The 17009-nt window shown below is 61.4% G+C and carries 16 protein-coding genes and 1 tRNA gene; 13 read left to right on the forward strand and 4 right to left on the reverse strand.

The window, feature by feature from the left end; genetic code table 11:
- Positions 1-69: 69 nt before the first annotated feature.
- Entirely contained in the window at positions 70-1821 is a 1752-nt protein-coding gene (locus JWQ24_RS19630; protein ID WP_299811699.1) for a DUF87 domain-containing protein, read from the reverse strand.
- Positions 1822-2170: 349 nt separating this feature from the next.
- Between JWQ24_RS19630 and JWQ24_RS19635 the strand changes: the two genes are divergently transcribed.
- From JWQ24_RS19635 to JWQ24_RS19670, 8 genes are all read left to right on the forward strand, one after another.
- Entirely contained in the window at positions 2171-3067 is an 897-nt protein-coding gene (locus JWQ24_RS19635) for a LysR family transcriptional regulator (RefSeq protein ID WP_299811701.1), read from the forward strand.
- 178 nt (positions 3068-3245) lie between these two features.
- Positions 3246-4358 carry a ring-opening amidohydrolase gene (locus JWQ24_RS19640; protein ID WP_299811703.1) on the forward strand — a complete coding sequence of 371 codons (1113 nt, stop codon included), beginning with the start codon at positions 3246-3248 and terminating at the stop codon, positions 4356-4358.
- Between the two features lie 212 nt (positions 4359-4570).
- Positions 4571-5581, forward strand: coding sequence for a tripartite tricarboxylate transporter substrate binding protein (locus JWQ24_RS19645; RefSeq protein WP_299811705.1), 1011 nt, complete (start codon positions 4571-4573; stop codon positions 5579-5581).
- Between the two features lie 40 nt (positions 5582-5621).
- The gene (locus tag JWQ24_RS19650) at positions 5622-6494 is read left to right on the forward strand and encodes an amidohydrolase family protein (RefSeq protein WP_299811707.1); all 873 of its coding nucleotides are present in this window, start codon (positions 5622-5624) and stop codon (positions 6492-6494) included.
- Between the two features lie 11 nt (positions 6495-6505).
- Positions 6506-7228, forward strand: coding sequence for a PIG-L deacetylase family protein (locus JWQ24_RS19655; protein ID WP_299811709.1), 723 nt, complete (start codon positions 6506-6508; stop codon positions 7226-7228).
- On the forward strand, positions 7225-7917 hold the full coding sequence (locus JWQ24_RS19660) for a 4-carboxy-4-hydroxy-2-oxoadipate aldolase/oxaloacetate decarboxylase (RefSeq protein ID WP_299811711.1): 693 nt from the start codon (positions 7225-7227) through the stop codon (positions 7915-7917). The genes JWQ24_RS19655 and JWQ24_RS19660 overlap by 4 nt, the downstream gene beginning before the upstream one ends.
- A 9-nt stretch (positions 7918-7926) precedes the next feature.
- A complete protein-coding gene (locus JWQ24_RS19665; RefSeq protein ID WP_299811713.1) occupies positions 7927-8778 on the forward strand; it encodes an ABC transporter substrate-binding protein in 852 nt (283 codons plus the stop codon).
- A 165-nt stretch (positions 8779-8943) separates the two neighbouring features.
- Positions 8944-9897 carry a catechol 2,3-dioxygenase gene (locus JWQ24_RS19670; RefSeq protein WP_299811715.1) on the forward strand — a complete coding sequence of 318 codons (954 nt, stop codon included), beginning with the start codon at positions 8944-8946 and terminating at the stop codon, positions 9895-9897.
- A gap of 86 nt (positions 9898-9983) precedes the next feature.
- Here the strand turns inward: JWQ24_RS19670 and JWQ24_RS19675 are convergent, their stop codons facing one another.
- Both JWQ24_RS19675 and JWQ24_RS19680 read right to left on the reverse strand, forming a co-directional pair.
- On the reverse strand, positions 9984-10289 hold the full coding sequence (locus JWQ24_RS19675; RefSeq protein WP_299811717.1) for a hypothetical protein: 306 nt from the start codon (positions 10287-10289) through the stop codon (positions 9984-9986).
- 25 nt (positions 10290-10314) lie between these two features.
- Positions 10315-11487: a serine protease gene (locus JWQ24_RS19680; protein WP_299811719.1), complete on the reverse strand. Its 1173-nt coding sequence runs from the start codon at positions 11485-11487 to the stop codon at positions 10315-10317.
- A gap of 228 nt (positions 11488-11715) precedes the next feature.
- On the opposite strand from JWQ24_RS19680, the gene JWQ24_RS19685 reads away from it, so the two are divergent.
- A tRNA-Gln gene (locus tag JWQ24_RS19685) sits at positions 11716-11789 on the forward strand.
- Here JWQ24_RS19685 and JWQ24_RS19690 read toward each other — a convergent pair.
- Complete coding sequence (locus JWQ24_RS19690) at positions 11762-12184, reverse strand: hypothetical protein (RefSeq protein ID WP_299811721.1); 423 nt, start codon at positions 12182-12184, stop codon at positions 11762-11764. The genes JWQ24_RS19685 and JWQ24_RS19690 overlap by 28 nt on opposite strands.
- A 133-nt stretch (positions 12185-12317) precedes the next feature.
- Between JWQ24_RS19690 and JWQ24_RS19695 the strand changes: the two genes are divergently transcribed.
- The 4 genes from JWQ24_RS19695 to JWQ24_RS19710 form a co-directional block, all read left to right on the forward strand.
- A complete protein-coding gene (locus tag JWQ24_RS19695) occupies positions 12318-12902 on the forward strand; it encodes a YdeI/OmpD-associated family protein (protein WP_299811723.1) in 585 nt (194 codons plus the stop codon).
- Positions 12903-13531: 629 nt separating this feature from the next.
- Positions 13532-13726 (forward strand): hypothetical protein, encoded by a 195-nt coding sequence (locus JWQ24_RS19700; RefSeq protein ID WP_299811725.1) that lies wholly within the window; start codon positions 13532-13534, stop codon positions 13724-13726.
- A gap of 133 nt (positions 13727-13859) precedes the next feature.
- Positions 13860-14870 (forward strand): aldo/keto reductase, encoded by a 1011-nt coding sequence (locus JWQ24_RS19705; protein WP_299811727.1) that lies wholly within the window; start codon positions 13860-13862, stop codon positions 14868-14870.
- Between the two features lie 837 nt (positions 14871-15707).
- The coding region (locus tag JWQ24_RS19710; RefSeq protein WP_299811729.1) for an MCP four helix bundle domain-containing protein at positions 15708-17009 on the forward strand (1302 nt) is incomplete at its 3' end.

A 17009-nucleotide genomic window follows, 5' to 3' on the forward strand; every position in this document is an offset into this window, starting at 1 on the left:
GCTTGGTCCGTCGGGCGCGTGATGCGCAGGCGGCGGACCATAGGCGATGATCGCGCGCGCGAAAAGGAGCTAGCGCAGCGGCTTCTTGAGTAGCGAGAAGCGGTCGGGGTCGAGGCCGAGCGAGGGCTGCAGCATCGGGGCTTCCAGCGTGCGGGCCATCGGCCGCTCGGTGAAGCCGGGATCGTTCGGTACTTCGCGGTGCGAGGTGGCGCCGCGCCAGCGTTCCAGTACCGCGGTGACGAAATGTGCGTCATGGCCCGCCGCGACCGACGGCGCGGTGGAGATCGTCGCCTCGGAGCGCGGCAGCTGATGCGCTGGCACTTCCTTGAAGCGCAACCTTGTCGGCAGCGCCACGCCTTCGCCGAAGGCCAGAACTTCGCGGGTACCGAGCGACGGCACGAAGGACAAAAGATTGGCGGCAGCGTCCGACACCGCGGAGCGCAGCAGCGCCTGGTCGCGGTCGTTGGCCAGTCGCATTGCGAACAAGGTGTTGCACTGGGAGATGATGGTGGCGTCGAGTTCGGCGGGACGCTGTGTCACCAGGCCGAGATAGACGCCGTATTTGCGGCCTTCCTTGGCGATCCGCGACACCGCCTTGCGGGTCGGGCCGAAACCGATATTGCGGTCGGCGGAGGCGTAGCGATGCGCTTCCTCGCAGACGAACAACAACGGCGAGACGCCGTCGCTCCACAGTCCGAAATCGAACGCCATGCGGCACAGCACCGAGACCACGGAGTCGACGACTTCCGCGGGGAAGCCGGCGAGCTGCATGATGGTCATAGGCTTGCCGTTGGCGGGCAGCCGGAACAGGTACGAGATCACTTCCGCCATCGTATCGCCGCCGACATTGGCGTTGTCGAACATGAAAGCGTAGCGCGGATCGTTGCGCACCGTTTCGATGCGCGAGATCAGCTTGTGATAGATGATGCGTGATGAGCGGTTTTCCAGCTTGCCCATGCGCTCGTCGATCAGAGAGATCAGGTCGACCAGGCGATAGGGCACCGGGGTGTCGGCGGTGTAGCCGATGGTCTTGGGATCGACCCGCTTCAGCCCGATGCGGTCGGAGTTCTGGTATTGCGTGTAGACGCCCTTGGCGATCGGGATCACTTCGCCCAGGATTTCCAGCTCTTCCGCCACGCCGGGGCGGCCGGCGAACAGCACGTCGACGATTTCCTCGAAATTGAACAGCCAGAACGGCAGCTTCAGGTTGCGCGGATTCAGCACCAGCGCGCGGTCGCCGAAGCAGCGGCCATATTCGTTGTGCACGTCGAGCAGGAATATGCGCAGGTTCGGGCGCACCCGCAGGATTTCATTGAGAAGCAGGGATACGCCGGACGATTTGCCGACGCCGGTGGAGCCCAGCACGGCGAAGTGCTTGCTCAGCATTTCCTCGACATCGACATAGGCGATGACCGACTTGTCCTGCTGCAGCGTGCCGACGTTGATCTGGTCGGAACCGGTCGGCGCATAGACGGTGCGCAATTCCGTATTGGAGATCAGGTCGACGGTGTCGCCGATGGTCGGATAGTTGGTGACGCCGCGCTGGAACTTGGCCCGATCCGGCTCGCCCATGATCTCGCCGAGCAGGTCAACCGAAGCGCTGGCGATATAGGTGTCGGATTCCAGCATGTTCTCGCAGGACACCTCGGTGATCATCGCGATGATGGTCGAGGTCGAGCAGCGGATGCTGACGAAACGGCCGACCGTGCCGCGAGCTTCGGCGGGCGCCATCTGACTGACAGCCAACAGCCCGACCCGGGCCAGCGAGCCCTTCACCGAAATGATGCGCCCGAAGGAGGCGGGTGCATTGAAATGTGTCATGGTCAAACAACCGCGTTGTCGCGTCCCAGTTTGGGATCACTATGCCGACAAGGGACTGGAGAAACGGTTAAACGCCCCGGGCGTCGGCGTGTCCGGTTTGAGGCCGGGGCACGGCTTTTCGATAGGAGACTACTAAGCTGTAGTGATTTTCGGGGGGGAATCCCGATTGTTGGTCGACCGCATGCGCTGCGGTCCATACGCAGCTTTACCGCGAATTAACCAGCATCCCATTTGCGGGTGTAATTTTCCGGTATTGGGATGCGCTTTGTTTCTCCGAGCAGCCTTGCCTCGCCGGGGAGCGGCGGGGTAGCTCTGAATGCCCGTTTGGGGGCACACTTCGGAAATCTCCATGCGCATCGACTTTCCAGGATTGCAGGCGTTTCTCAGCATCGCCGAGCGGGGCAGCTTTTCGCGTGCCGCGGCACATCTGAACCTGTCGCAGACTGCGCTCAGCCACCGCATCAAGAAGCTCGAGGAGGATCTCGGCCTGCAACTGCTCGCCCGTACGACGCGGCAGGTGGCGCTAACTCCAGCCGGGCTCGAGCTGCTGCCGACCGCGCGGCGGATAATTGGCGAACTGTCCGACACCATCGACCTGTTGCGCGCCCGCGGCCGGCAGCGCCAGGCGCATATCGCGCTGGGTTGCCTGCCGACCATCGCGGCCTACCATCTGCCGCGGGTGCTGAAGCAGTTCAACGCGTTGCATCCCGGCATCTCGATCAAGATCCACGACAATTCGGCCGGCGAGATCGCCACGCTGGTGCAGTCCGGGCAGGCCGAATTCGGCGTCACCATCATCGCGATGAACATCTGGGATCTCGAGGTGATGCCGCTCATCAAGGAGCGTTTCGTGCTGCTGTGCACGAAGGACCACGAATTCGCGCAGCGCAGCTTCGTCAACTGGGCGCATCTCGCCGATACGCCGTTGATCCGGATCAGCCCGCAGGCCGGCAACCGCGCTCTGATCGACGATGCGCTGGGCGATCGTCGCGACGCGCTGAACTGGCGCTACGAGGTGCAGCATTTGCAAACCGCGGTCGGCATGGTGTTCGAGCGGCTCGGTGTCGCGGTGGTGCCGAACATCGCGGTGGCGACGCAGGGCACCGCCGGCCTCGTGGCATTGCCGCTGCGCAATCCCGGCGTCAGCCGCACCGTTGGTATCATCGTGAAGCGCGGCCTGCCGCTCGGCAAGCCAGCGCAGACGCTGATCGAACTGATCCAGAATTACTTCAAGACGATCAGCTAGGCGCTGCCGAAAATGCTTTGAAGCGCTGCGTCGCTGTACATCGCTGCGCGCGGCGGATCCGTGCCCGCCCTTTAATGATGCCAATTTGGCACCGTTGTGCGCTTGTTTCAGGGCTTGTTCGAAACATTGATTACGAATTACGCCTCATCCGGAATGCACAACGATGGATGGACCTCACATGGAAGCGCGAATTCACAAGATTGCAGCCGGATCTCCCGATGACGTGTCGGGTCTCGAAGAAAAGATCGCGGCCGGCGTGATTGATCCCCGACGCATCGTCGCCATTCTCGGCAAGACGGAGGGCAACGGCTGCGTCAACGATTTTACGCGCGGATTCGGGGCCTCGGCGCTCAAGGCGTCGATTGCCCGTTTTACGGGTGAAGGCTCCGATGTGGTCGAGCGTCGCGTGGTGATCGTGATGTCCGGGGGCACCGAAGGCGGGCTCTCCCCGCATTGGCTGGTGTTCGAGGTTGTGCCGGGCGGAGGCGAGGTCGCTTCGGGCCGCAAGGCGCTGGCGATCGGCACGGCGGTGACCCGCCCGTTTGCGGCTCATGAAGTTGGCCGCATGGCGCAAATCGAAGCGACCGCGGCTGCGGTGCGCGAGGCCATGCTGGCCGCGCAGATCGAGGACGTCTCAGATGTCCACTATGTCCAGGTGAAGTGTCCGCTGCTGACCAAATCGCGCATCGCTGCTGCGAAGGCTGTAGGGAAAGACGTCGCCACCGAGGATACGCTGAAGTCGATGGCGTTTTCCCGCGGTGCATCGGCGCTGGGGGTTGCGCTCGCGCTCGGCGAAGTGTCCCCCGCCGCCGTCGACGACACCGTCGTATGCCGTGATTTCGGTCTTTACTCGAACCGCGCAAGTACATCGGCCGGCGTCGAATTGCTGGAGAACCAGATCCTCGTGGTCGGCAACAGCCGTCTCTGGGCCGGCGACCAGGTGGTCGCGCATGATGTCATGCAGGATGCCATCGACTCCGGCGCCGTCGTGCGGGCGCTGTGCGCAGCCGGGCTGCCCGCCGGCTACCCCCTTGGGACCGAAGCGCAGGAGCGGCTTGGCGCCGTGCTGTGCAAGGCGGAAGCGTCTGAATCCGGGCTCATCCGAGGCGCGCGGCACACCATGCTGGACGACAGCGACATCGCGTCATCCCGCCATGCTCGGTCGGTTGTCGGAGGCGTCGTGGCCGGTGTTGTCGGGTCGACCATGTTGTTTGTGTCGGGCGGCGCCGAGCATCAGGGCCCGAACGGCGGTGGCCCGATCGCTGTGATCGCTCGCATGAGCCCAAATTGAGCTCAAACGGCTGCTGAGCGAGAAGGGCTCGGGTTCCCGGGAGACCGGACGCTTATATGCACATCACCGTTTGATTATGCAAAAACTATCATTTGCTTCATAAATCGGACGTGGCTAATCCGGGGGCGAAATGGCCCCCGGATGTCGCCGCCTTGCGACAGGCGCGTGGCTGAAAAAAGCAGGGATGGCGCAAAGCGTCTTGGGAATTCACAATGATTCAGCTCTCGTCCACGCGACCCTCCGGCCTGTTCGGCCGCCTCTGTTTCTCCTTCGCCGTGACCGCTGCCGTGCTGTCGTGGTCGGCGATGCCGTCACAGGCGCAGTCGACCTATCCGAACAAGCCGATCCGCGTCGTCGTGCCGTTTGCCGCAGGCGGTGTGGCTGACATCACGTTGCGCATCGTCGCCGAAAGCCTCGGCGAGAAGCTCGGCCAGCGCCTGATCGTCGAAAACATGCCGGGCGCCGGCGGCGTTGCCGCGGCGCGTTCGGTGCTGTCGTCGCAGCCCGACGGTTATACGCTGGCGCTGCTCAGCAACGGCACCGCCGTCAGCGTACCCCTGTTCAAGAGCCTGCCGTTCGATCCGGTGAAGGATTTCGCGCCGATCTCGAGCATCGGGTTCTTCGACTTCATCGTCGGCACCAATGCGGAGTCGCCGTACAAGACGCTGGCCGATCTGATCAAGTTCGCGCGCGAAAATCCCGGCAAGCTCAACGTCGGCACCATCAGCGTCGGCAGCACGCAGAACCTTTCCGCCCAGTTGTTGAAGTCCACCGCCGGCATCGACTTCCAGATCGTGCCCTATCGCGGCACGCCAGAGGTCATCGTCGGCCTGCTGCGCAAGGATATCGACGTCATGATCGATAACTATGTCGGCATGAAATCCGCGCTTGTTGACGGCAAGGTCAGCGCCATTGGTACGACCGGAGAAGCGCGCTCTGTGATCCTCAAGGACGCGCCGACGGTGACCGAAGGCGGCGTCAAGGGTTACGACGTGGTGTCGTGGAATGCGCTGTTCGCGCCGGCCGCAACGCCGCCGGAGGTGATCGCCAAACTCAACAGCGCGTTGCGCGAGGTCGTGGCGCAGCCTGATGTCAAACAGAAGCTGCTCGATCTGGGCATCGAGGCCCGCGCCGGTTCGCCGGAAGAGCTGAAGGCGCGGCTGGTGGACGACATCGCGAAATGGACCAAGGTGATCGAGCAGGCCGGCATTCCCAAGCAGTAGAGGCCGCACGACTCATCTGACTCAAGCTTTCAAGGACAACATGACCAAACCAACCGTTCCGGGTCCCGATCCCGACACCCGCACGCCGAAGTTCAAGCTGCCCCCGCTGGCCTGCGACGCGCATACCCACATCTTCGGGCCGGGCGACAAGTATCCCTATGTCGGCTCCTATATCCCGCCGGACGCTCCGCTGGAGGATTTCCAGAAGCTGCACAAGGTGCTCGGCATCGGCCGCGCGGTGATTGTGAACGCCAGCGTGCACGGCACCGACAACCGTGTCGCGCTCGATGCCATCAAGGTCAGCGGCGGCCGTTATCGCGCGGTCGCGAATATCGACGGCACGATCACTGAAAAGGGCCTGCAGGAATTGCACGACGGCGGTTTTCGCGGCTGCCGCTTCAATTTCGTCAAGCATCTCGGCGGCACGCCGGACATGAAGGTGTTCCATCGCATCATCGACATGATCGCGCGGCTGAACTGGCACGTCGATCTGCACTTCGATGCGGTCGATCTGCCTGATTATGCTGAGCTGCTGGCGAAGCTGCCGGTGCGCTACACGATCGACCACATGGGTCGCGTCAAGGCCGGCGACGGACTCGACCAGCTGCCGTTCCGCACCCTGATCGAACTGATGCAACGTGACGAGAAGTGCTGGGTGAAAGTCTCCGGTTGCGAGCGTGTGACCTCGATGGGCCCGCCCTTCACCGACGCCGTGCCGTTCGCGAAGAAGATCTGTGACACCGCGCCGGACCGCGTGATCTGGGGCACCGACTGGCCACACCCCAACGTCAAGGCGATGCCCAATGACGGCGACCTCGTCGACCTGATCCCATTGTTCGCGCCGGACCCGGCCGTGCAGCAGAAGATCCTGGTCGATAATCCCGCGCGCCTTTTCGAATTCGATAGCCAATAAGGAAAACCCTCATGTCGAAGCAAAAAACAGGTCTGGTGGTTTCCGCCCATCCCGGCGATTTCGTCTGGCGCGCCGGCGGCGCAATCGCGCTGCATGCCAAGAAGGGCTACCGCATGAAGATCGTCTGCCTCGCTTACGGCGAGCGCGGCGAGTCGCAGTTCGCCTGGAAGCAGGAGGGCATGACGCTGGCCAAGGTGAAGGCCGGCCGTCGCGACGAGGCCGAGCGGGCTGCGGCATCCCTGGGCGCCGAGATCGAGTTCTTCGATGCCGGCGACTATCCGCTGCATCTGACCGAGGCGCACAAGGAACGGCTGATCGACGTCTACCGCGAACTCAATCCGAGCTTCGTGCTGACGCATTCGCTGGAAGATCCCTACAACGTCGATCATCCCGCGGCGACCGCGGCTGCCCAGGAAGCCCGCATCATCGCGCAGGCGATGGGCCACAAGCCGGAAGCCGAATATAGCTACTCGGCGCCGCCGGTGTTCCTGTTCGAGCCGCACCAGCCCGAAATGTGCAACTTCAAGCCGCAGGTGATCCTCAACATCGACGAGGTCTGGGACATCAAGCGCAAGACGTTCGAGATCCTGGCCGCGCAGAAGCATCTCTGGGCCTATTACGAGCGCGTGGCGCTTCAGCGCGGCATGCAAGGCGGCCGTAACACCGGCGCTGCAATGACCTATGGCGAGGCGTATCAGCGCCTGTTTCCGATGACCCTTGAGGTGCTGGCATGAAACCCGTCGTCATTCAAAACATCCAGCGCGCTGACGCCGATGTGGTCCTGCGTCTCGGCGCGCTCGGCGTCTCCACCTCGCACGAGGCCTATGGCCGCTTCGGCCTGATGAAGACCTATATGCGCCCGGTGTGGTCCGGCGCGGAAGCCGCGGGCACTGCGGTCACCGTGCTGGCGCAGCCCGGCGACAACTGGATGCTGCATGTGGCGATCGAGCAGTGCCGCCCCGGCGACATGCTGGTGGTCGCTTGCACCACGGACAATACCGACGGCATGTTCGGCGATCTCCTGGCGACCTCGCTGAAGGCGCGCGGTGGCGTCGGCCTGATCATCGATGCCGGCTGCCGCGACATCAAGACCTTGCGCGAGATGGGCTTCCCGGTGTGGTCGAAGGCGATTTCCGCCAAGGGCACCGTGAAGGCCACGCTCGGTGCGGTGAATGTCCCCGTCGTCTGCGCTGGCGCGCTCGTCAATCCCGGCGATGTCGTGATCGCCGACGAGGATGGCGTCGTCGTGATCCCGCGCAAGGATGCCGCGGATGTCGCCGCTTTGGCGGAGGGGCGTGCGGCTCTGGAAGAGAGCAAGCGGCAGAAGCTGGCCTCCGGCATTCTCGGCCTCGACATGTACAATATGCGCGAGGGGCTTGCGAAGGCTGGCCTCGTTTATGTCGACAAGCCCGAAGACGCATAGGACATGGCGATGATGAAGCTCCGCGTCCTGCTCGGCGCTCACCCGCACACTGCGGCGCTGAAATCCGGCGCGGTGACGTCCGAGCTGGTCGAGTTCGACTTCGCCGATTATTCGCCGACCAACAAGGGCTTCAAGCCGATGGTCCGCGAAGGGGCGTTCGACGTCTCCGAGCTGGCGATCGTCACCTTCCTGATGGCGAAGGCTTACGACAAGCCGATGGTGCTGCTGCCGGACGTGATGATGGCGCGGTTTCAGCACGCTTTTGCGGTGACGCATCCCAATGCCGGGATCGCCACGCCGAAAGACCTCGAAGGCAAACGGGTCGGCATCCGCTCCTTCACCACCACCACCGGCGCCTGGCTGCGTGGCATTCTCGCCAATGATTACGGCGTCGATCTCGAGAAGATCGACTGGGTGACGTTCGAGGATCCACATGTCGCGGAATATATCGACACCACCACCAAGGCGCCGGCCGGCAAGCAGATCCTGCCGATGTTATTCGATGGCGAACTCGACGCGGTGCTCGGCGAGAAGACTGACGATCCTCGGGTGAAGCAACTGTTTCCCGATGTCGCCGCCGAAGAGAAGGCATGGTTCGCCGGGCACAGTGTCGTGCCCGTCAACCATATCACGGTGGTCAGCCGCGACCTGTCGGAGAAGCACCCGGAAATCGTGCGTGAAGTGCATCGCATGCTGCAGGCGAGCAGGGTACTGGCTGTAGGCAAGTCGCCGGCTTTCAATGACGACGAACTGACGCGTTCGATCGAACTGATTACGAAATATACCGCGGAGCAGGGGCTGATCCCTCGCGCTTACGCGGTCGACGAATTGTATGATGACGTGACGCGCGCGTTGAGGTGAACGCTCGAACGCTCAGCCGTCATTGCGAGGAGCCAACGGGTCCGGCTTCGCCAGCCCGATGATAAACTTCGCGACGCGGCAATCCAGAAGGCCACAAGCGAAGGCTGGATTGCTTCGTCGCAAGAGCTCCTCGCAATTACGACCACTGCCACTGGAGGAATTAACATGATCCCCGAACCGATCTACGATCTTGCCCATCTCGGGCATATGGAAATGCTGACGCCGAAGCCGGAGGAGAGCCTCAGGTTCTTCGTCGATGTGATGGGCATGACGGTGAGCGGCGAGAAGGGCGACTCCGCCTATCTGCGGGGCTGGGACGACTATGAGCGCTATTCGCTGAAGCTGACGGCGTCGAAGACCTCGGGCATGGAGCACATGGCGCTGCGCGCGCGCAGCCCGCAGGCGCTGGAGCGCCGTGTCGCCGCGCTGAAGGGCTCTGAATTCGCGATCGGCTGGACCGATGGCGATCTTGGCCACGGCCCGGCCTATCGCTGCCGCGATCCCGATGGCCACATCGTCGAGCTGTATTACGAAACCGAATGGTACGAGGCGCCGCCGGAACTGAAGCCGGCGCTGAAGAACCAGGCGCAGCGTTATCCGGCGCGCGGCATCAATGTGCGCCGGCTCGATCACCTCAACTGCCTGGCGGTGGACATCAAGGCCAACCGTGAGTTCTTTGAGCAGTATCTCGGGCTGCGTCTGACCGAGCAGATCGTGTTGAACGACGGTACCGAAGCGGCGATGTGGATGACCATGTCGAACAAGAGCTACGACTTCGCCTATTCGCGCGATCACTCCGGCACCAAAGGCCGCTTCCACCACATTACCTACGCACTCGACAGCCGCGAGGACATTCTGCGCGCCGCCGACATCTTCCTGGAAGCCGGCGTGCATATCGAAACCGGGCCGCACAAGCACGCGATCCAGCAGACCTTCTTCCTCTACGTCTACGAGCCCGGCGGTAACCGCGTTGAGGTCGCCAATGCTGGCGCGCGCCTGATCCTGGCGCCGGACTGGAAGCCGATCGTCTGGACCGAGGAAGAGCGCAAGAAGGGCCAGGCCTGGGGCCTCAAGACCATCGAATCCTTCCACACCCACGGCACGCCGCCGGTGAAGTGATCGGTTCGATCAGCCAAATGAAAAGCGCGCCCGGAGCAGGGCGCGCTTTTTTATTTTGGGGTAGCGGATCAAGCGGATCAGAAGGATCAGCGCTTGCCGGCGCTCACCGGGCGGGCGTAATCGGACGGCGCCGAGGCGCTGGCGAAGGGATCCCTGGTGTTCCGGTATTCACGCGTCCGCGGTGCGGTCCGAACGCGCGCGCTGCGGCGGGGAGCGCGCTGATAGGCCGGGCCACTCCTCTGGCCCTGCATCAGGATCGCCGTTCCCAGCGCGGCGCCAATCAGGCCCGCGGTCAGCGCGCCGTCGCGATATTGCGCGAGGGCAGGGCCCTGCGGAACGGGTATGCAGAGTGCGGTGACGGCCAAAATCGAAAGCAGTTTCTTGATCGACAACGATAAGTCCCCCGATTGAATGTGATTACTCGCAAAGAATCTTGACGGTGCCGAGCTTGGCGCGCTCTGCCAGGTCGGCGAATTCATAGACCTGCCTGGTCTGCATCTCGCCGTCGGCCTTGATCCCGCTGGCGTCGAGAAAGTTTTTCGCAATCACGGCCTTGATAGCGAAGTTGATGTTCTGCGGAGCGACGCCGGCGGCACTCGCCATGATCGCCGAGGTGGCGGTCGAGACGATCACGGCGACCGCGTTGCCGTAGTGATCGAGCACCGGGCCGCCGCTGTTGCCGGGCTGGATCGGCGCGGAAATCTGCACTTTCGAGGTGTCGTCGTTGAGGCCGGCCAGTGCGCTGACATATCCCACGGTGAAATTGCCGGAGGTGGCGAGCTTGCTGGCCAGCGGAAATCCGTAGACGGCGATGCTTTCCCCGACCCGCAGGTCGAGCCGTAACGCGGTGACGGCCGACGGCCTCTGGCTGGTTTTGACGACGGCGAGATCGTTCGCCTTGTCGCGCGCGACCACGGTGCCCGAGACGCTCTGCTGGCCGGCTTGTTCGATCGTGATGCCCTGGCAGGATTCCACGACGTGGCTGTTGGTCAGGACATGGCCCTGCGAGGACACGAAGAAGCCGGTGCCGCTGCTGCCGCCGCGACGTGCGCTGCTGCCGGCTTTCGGCGTGGCGGCCGAGGACTGCTTCGATTGGCAGGCCAGCACGGCGGCGAAGGCGGCAGGCGATCCGTCGAGATTGAGCTTGGCGATGACGCGCGATCCCAGCGAGACGGCGATGCCGGGACTGCGGATCAGGTCGCGGACGAAGGCTTCCTTCAGCCCGCCGGAGATCACGCCCTTTTCCTGGTTGCGACTGATGCCGTTGAACTGGCCTTGCCAGCGGCCGCCGCCGACGGAAGCGATCTTCATGCTGTATCGCTTGCCGTCCTGGATCGAGTCCCAATTGGGATTGGTGAGGCCGAAATAGACTTCGCCGTCGTCGGCATCCATGCCGATCCACACCGTGGTGTCGTCGCCATAGGTCGCGGTCGCCAGGTAACTGCTATGCGCCTTGTTGAATCCGACGGTCCAATTATCCAGGACCGTGGCCTTCTCGTCGATTTCGAGCCTGTTTTCGGCTCTTGCTGAGGCAGTCCAGCCGCCGATCAAGCAAAATCCGGCCACCGCCACCACTGGCCAGCACATCATCAACCCCGTTGCTCCCATGCCCTGGCAAAGACGCAACAGGTATCCTGATCCTCATCAATCCGCGCAGCGGCGTCGGTGCGGTTGGCGCGTCACCCCTCAAGAGAATTGCGCTGCGCACGCACGACGTGCTTGCGTAAAGTGCGCCGGTCGGGCTAGAACGCGGCCGAACGAGGCGATGTCCACGTTCTGATGATTCTGGCGAGCCACGGCTCAAGCCACTGAATCTCTTGGGGAATGGTGTAACGGTAGCACAACAGACTCTGACTCTGTTTGTCTAGGTTCGAATCCTAGTTCCCCAGCCAATGGCTTGGCTAAAGCACTGAATAAATTGGGATATCTTCGGTTCGGCATCACGCGAATGCCGAGACATCGTCCACTTGATCCCACAATGCCCCCACATTACCAAGAAGCGCGGCGTGTAGAACTCCCTCAGCAGCCAAATCGGGAAGGCCGGTTCGTCGCCGACGTGATAAGCGATGCCGTGTTTGTCGCACGCTGCCCGGAGGTGCTTCGTATCGCCCGCAAAGGTGGCCTGAGGGTCTCCGAGCAAATCGACAGGCTCTTCGAACTCCAGCCAGTAGTCGGCCACCGACAGCAGCCGTGACGGATCCTTGGCCACCTTGAACGCGGCGGCGATGGCAGCGGGTGACAGGCGGTGGTGATGATGGTCCATGGTATTCCCCTCGATGATCGGCATCGTCTGCCAATCGCAGTTAGTTGCCAAATGCAGGGGTATTTATTCCTTGCCCTGAATGACAGTGGAGGCGGCGGTGGTCAAGAGGCGAGGACGTTGGCATAATCGAAGCCACGGATCACGCGGAGGGTAGAGAATGACTGAATTGCGTTCGGGCCTTCCGATAGTTTCATTTGCTGATCCAATTGCATTGGAAGGTTGGTTGGCGGAACAACCGAGCGATTCCAACGGTGCATGGGTTCGATTTCGTAAGAAGGGCTCGTGCGTCGCCAGTGTCACCAAACCTCAGGCGATTGAGAGTGCCCTTTGCTATGGCTGGATCGATGGCCAACTCGACAAGTATGACGCCGAAAGCTGGTTGGTACGCTTTACCCCACGCAGACCGCGCAGCAAGTGGTCGGAGGTCAATCGGAAACTCGCGCTGGAACTGATTTCGGCGGGGCGCATGCAGGCATCTGGACAATTGGAAATTGATAAAGCGAAGGCTGATGGCAGGTGGGAGGCCGCGTATGCACCGGCTAGCAAGGCTGAGGTTCCACCGGATTTGCAGAACGCGCTCGATGCGAATCCGAAGGCCGCAGCTTTCTTCGCTACGCTCACGGGCGCTAACCGATATGCGATCTTGTATCGGATTGGCGCGGTGAAGAAAGCTGAGACCAGAGCCCGAAAGATCGGGGACTTCGTTGGTATGCTAGAACGCAGAGAAACCGTTCACGGCTGAAACGACCGCTTTCGGGCTCGCGCTCTTCTGGTTCTGGTGACCGAAATTGGTCGGTAGCTTGCCGCAAGGCAGGCCCGGCCGTATTGACGCGATCCCACAACGCTCCCACAAAGAGGGAAGTCGGGCCGCAAATCTCAGCCAAATTCAGAGCATTAGCTACGGTGGAGCGCATCCTAGTTCCCCAGCCAAACTGCTGGCACTTTTCTAACCAATTGAAATAATTAGATAGTTTGTCGCGGGGTGTCCGATGTACCCCAACGCCGCCCCTAACGGTTGCCCCTAACGGCATGCGCCGCAGGTTTGGCCCGATGGCGCATAACACCGTTCCACCCAGTGTGCTCATTTGAGTCCTGCCCGTTGGCAGCCTTGCCGATTATCGGGAGGCTGGCCTCCGTGGTCCATGGGTTATATCGCCCAGCGGTGTCGTTAAATTGTTGATTTTGTTAGTGCGCCCGACAGGGTTCAAGTCTGTGCCCTCTGCTTCCGGAGGGCCGCTGGGCAGCGGACGATCCCTCACTTCGAATCCGGGCAGCTAATTGCGGTTGTGCGGGAAAGTGACCACATGCCGGCATCGTCATCGGATTGCCTACTTTCATGGTTCGACTACTTTCGAACTGGGGGGGGATTCAATGAGCCATCCTGCGTTCCAGATCGAGCTCGTAAATGAGGGTGAGTTCGGGGAAATTGTTTCGATCATCGGCTGTTACAACGACGAAGAGTTTAGGGCCGGGGTGAAAGAGCTGGCGTCTGATAGCCATCGGCGGGACGTAGCGTATCGAAGCATGGCTCCGGCAAGCGACGTCAAGAAACAGTTTCTCCGCTAGGAGCAATTATTGCGCGGGATGTAATTATTGCGCGGGATGTCATGCCTTTCTTGTCTCGTGACAGAAAGACGAAAAGATCATTCAACTCAGACGGTTTCAGGTTTGGTGCCGGCGTGAAAAACGGGTATTCGCGATGAAGTTGGTCTTTGTCGAGGCTATCGGCAGGAAAGTATCAAGTGTCGGCTTTGGCTGCGCTTCGCTTGGTTCTCGTATTGGAGTTCGCAAGGGGCTCGAGACGCTCGAACGCGCGTACGCAGCTGGGGTGACTTGGTACGACGTCGCGCCTTCGTATGGCGACGGGGTGGCTGAATCGATCTTAGGCGAATTTGCATCCAGAAGGCGCGATAGTGTCTGCGTCTGCACCAAGGTTGGCATGCGCCCGCCGAAGACCCCCACCGCCATGCGGGTGCTGAAGCCGTTGTCGCGGATCGCTATTACGGCGTTTCCTACGCTTAAGCAGTACGCTTCAAGAGTGCGACCCACGCCATTCAAGGTACCGCTGTCTGCGGAGTTGATAAGATCAAGTGTCGAGGAGAGCCTAAGACGTCTTCGCACGGACTATGTCGATGTCCTTGCGCTACATCGACCGACAGTCGAAGAACTTGTTCACCAGGATATCATCCGGGCGGTGGAGCGCGTGGTTCAGGACGGGAAGGTGCGCGCCATTTCGGTCGCAGGAGATATCGGGGCAGGAATGACAGCTCTCGATGAATCGTTACCTTATCGATTCGTGCAGATTGCCAATACCCCACTAGAGCCAAACCTTGAGAAGTTGAAGGAGCGTGCTCACTCTCACAGAACGTTTATAACACACGGGACATTCTCATGCCTCGACCAAATAATCGCGAGAATAAATGCGCAAAAGGAAATCCTGGTCGCTCTTGACGAACTTGGATACCGCGGCAGTCCCACTGAAATTGCCGCCGCATTTCTTGCCGATTACGCATTCGCAACGAATTCAGCCGGGGTCACGCTGATCTCGATGTTCCAGAAAGAGCACCTCGATTTCAACCTGCTGCGATTGAAGAGCCATCCAACACCCGAGCGGCTAAATTCTATCGTTGCCGCGCTCGAAGTGGGTGCGACAGACAGATCGACTGGCGAACCCCCCGGCATTCTCCAACGAGAGTTCCCAAAACGCTGACAGCTTTTAATGGCGACAAGGGCGGCCTGTCGTATCATCAGGCGGCGACGCAGTTTACGTGTCAATGCGATCACCCGCTTCGGCAGTGGCAACGTCACACCCGCTCAGTGGTTGGAACGCGCATCCCGCCCTTGGGCAACAGCGGTCTCAGCCAGCGTACGATATCTCAATCCCCGTCCCAACGTCGGCATCGACCTTAGCGAGCCTGTTCAAAGTGGCAATGTAACGGACTCCACGCAGTCCTTTTTAAGCTGTTTGAGTTGAGCGTTGGAACAAAGCCCAAATGTAATTCCAACGTTGCTTTCATGGCCCATGATGTCAGCCACAACACTTTCCCTCTGGCCGTCATCCGTCTCAAGCGACTTCAGGAGTCGCTTCCATCGGGTCCTAGTTTCCAGCCACCTGTCACTGCCGGCGCAAGACCCCATCGATATCCTAGCTCTCGCCCGCAACCGGCAACATCGGGTGCTGCGCGTTGGCTGCTGCCGTTTCATCGCAAATGAGTGTGGTTCGCTCCGGAGGTAGCGCAGCTGACCAGATGGCGGAATTGCTATCTATGCGCGTGTGACATTCCAGCGCATCCTGGGCTGCATATCTCGCGGTAGCTTGGTGCTGTTTTTCAGAAACCCCTATTTTTATTGGGTTATTTGAATCGGATTTGGGTTCCCGTTTACCTCTCCTTCATCACGAACCATCAAGTTGAAACGGCGAATTACAACATCCTCCTGCGGTCGAGTGATCGATCGTCCCGCCGGCCAACCTTGCATCACGCCTTTTGCCCAACCCAGCCACACCGCGTACGCGGACCAACGGTCAAACACCGAGGGATACTTTGCCATGCTTGCCAGCCTATCTATCCGCGCCAAGATTACCACCGTTCTGGCCTTCCTGCTGATTGCCATGACCGGCATGGGCTTGCTGGCCGTTCGCAAGATGCAGGCGATCAACGCCAATGCCGTCGATATCCAGGTCAGCTGGTTGCCGAGCGTTCGGCTGCTGGGCGAATTGCGCGGCGGAGTCATCACCTATCGCAACGTTGTCCGCCAGCACATGTTGTCCGAGACGCTGGTTGACAAGCTGGAGAATGAAAAAACCTTGGAGAAGGTGGTTGCGGCGAACAGTGCGATCCGTGCCAAATACGAGAAGCTGATTACGTCGCCGGAGGAGCGCGCCATCTACGTCGAATGGGGCCAGATCTGGGACGCCTACAAGAAGGGCACGGTCGATGTGATGGCGCTGTCGCGTGACAGCGTGGGCAAGATTCCCCACGAAGCGCAGGAACTGAACACCAAAACCGTGAATCCCATCGGCGTAAAGGCTGACGAACTCCTGAACAAGGATATCGAACTGAACAACGCAGGCTCCGACCGGGCAGGCAAGGACGCCAGCGATAATTACGAGAATGCTTTCATGTTGCTGGCCGGCATTCTGACAGCTTCGGCCGTGATCGGCATCGGCGTCGGGATCTATCTGATCAAGGACGTGTCCTCGGGCATCGCCTCGATCGTGAAGCCGATGCAGGCGCTGGGCGCCGGCGATCTCTCGGCCATCGTGCCGCACCAGGGCATGAAGACCGAGATCGGCTCGATGGGTGACGCGCTGCAGGTGTTCAAGCAGGCGCTGATCGACAAGCGCGCCGCCGACCAGGCCGCGATGGTCGACGCCGAGGCCAAGATCGAGCGCGGCCGTCGCGTCGATGGCATCACCCGCGATTTCGAAGCGTTGATCGGCGAGATCGTCGATACCGTGTCGTCGGCCTCGACCGAACTGGAAGCCTCGGCCGGCACGCTGACCGCCACCGCCGAGCGTTCGCAGGAACTGACGACCGCGGTGGCGGCGGCGTCCGAAGAAGCTTCGACCAACGTGCAGTCGGTCGCTTCCGCCACCGAGGAGATGGCCTCGTCGGTCAACGAGATCAGCCGCCAGGTGCAGGACTCCGCGACCATCGCCGGCCAGGCTGTTGAGCAGGCGCGCCAGACCAATGATCGTGTCGGCGAACTCGCCAAGGCGGCGGCGCGGATCGGCGATGTCGTTGAACTCATCAACACCATCGCCGGCCAAACCAACCTGCTGGCGCTGAATGCCACGATCGAAGCCGCCCGTGCCGGTGAGGCCGGTCGTGGTTTTGCTGTTGTGGCC

This window comes from Tardiphaga sp. (genome assembly GCF_028290495.1).
In the GTDB taxonomy this organism is placed as follows: Bacteria; Pseudomonadota; Alphaproteobacteria; order Rhizobiales; family Xanthobacteraceae; genus Tardiphaga.

Bases quoted from the DNA above. Each gene is read 5' to 3' on its own strand.
- JWQ24_RS19630 (WP_299811699.1), bottom strand. From the start codon at position 1,821: ATGACACATTTCAATGCACCCGCCTCCTTCGGGCGCATCATTTCGGTG.
- JWQ24_RS19635 (WP_299811701.1), top strand. From the start codon at position 2,171: ATGCGCATCGACTTTCCAGGATTGCAGGCGTTTCTCAGCATCGCCGAG.
- JWQ24_RS19640 (WP_299811703.1), top strand. From the start codon at position 3,246: ATGGAAGCGCGAATTCACAAGATTGCAGCCGGATCTCCCGATGACGTG.
- JWQ24_RS19645 (WP_299811705.1), top strand. From the start codon at position 4,571: ATGATTCAGCTCTCGTCCACGCGACCCTCCGGCCTGTTCGGCCGCCTC.
- JWQ24_RS19650 (WP_299811707.1), top strand. From the start codon at position 5,622: ATGACCAAACCAACCGTTCCGGGTCCCGATCCCGACACCCGCACGCCG.
- JWQ24_RS19655 (WP_299811709.1), top strand. From the start codon at position 6,506: ATGTCGAAGCAAAAAACAGGTCTGGTGGTTTCCGCCCATCCCGGCGAT.
- JWQ24_RS19660 (WP_299811711.1), top strand. From the start codon at position 7,225: ATGAAACCCGTCGTCATTCAAAACATCCAGCGCGCTGACGCCGATGTG.
- JWQ24_RS19665 (WP_299811713.1), top strand. From the start codon at position 7,927: ATGATGAAGCTCCGCGTCCTGCTCGGCGCTCACCCGCACACTGCGGCG.
- JWQ24_RS19670 (WP_299811715.1), top strand. From the start codon at position 8,944: ATGATCCCCGAACCGATCTACGATCTTGCCCATCTCGGGCATATGGAA.
- JWQ24_RS19680 (WP_299811719.1), bottom strand. From the start codon at position 11,487: ATGATGTGCTGGCCAGTGGTGGCGGTGGCCGGATTTTGCTTGATCGGC.
- JWQ24_RS19690 (WP_299811721.1), bottom strand. From the start codon at position 12,184: ATGCCGATCATCGAGGGGAATACCATGGACCATCATCACCACCGCCTG.
- JWQ24_RS19695 (WP_299811723.1), top strand. From the start codon at position 12,318: ATGACTGAATTGCGTTCGGGCCTTCCGATAGTTTCATTTGCTGATCCA.
- JWQ24_RS19700 (WP_299811725.1), top strand. From the start codon at position 13,532: ATGAGCCATCCTGCGTTCCAGATCGAGCTCGTAAATGAGGGTGAGTTC.
- JWQ24_RS19705 (WP_299811727.1), top strand. From the start codon at position 13,860: ATGAAGTTGGTCTTTGTCGAGGCTATCGGCAGGAAAGTATCAAGTGTC.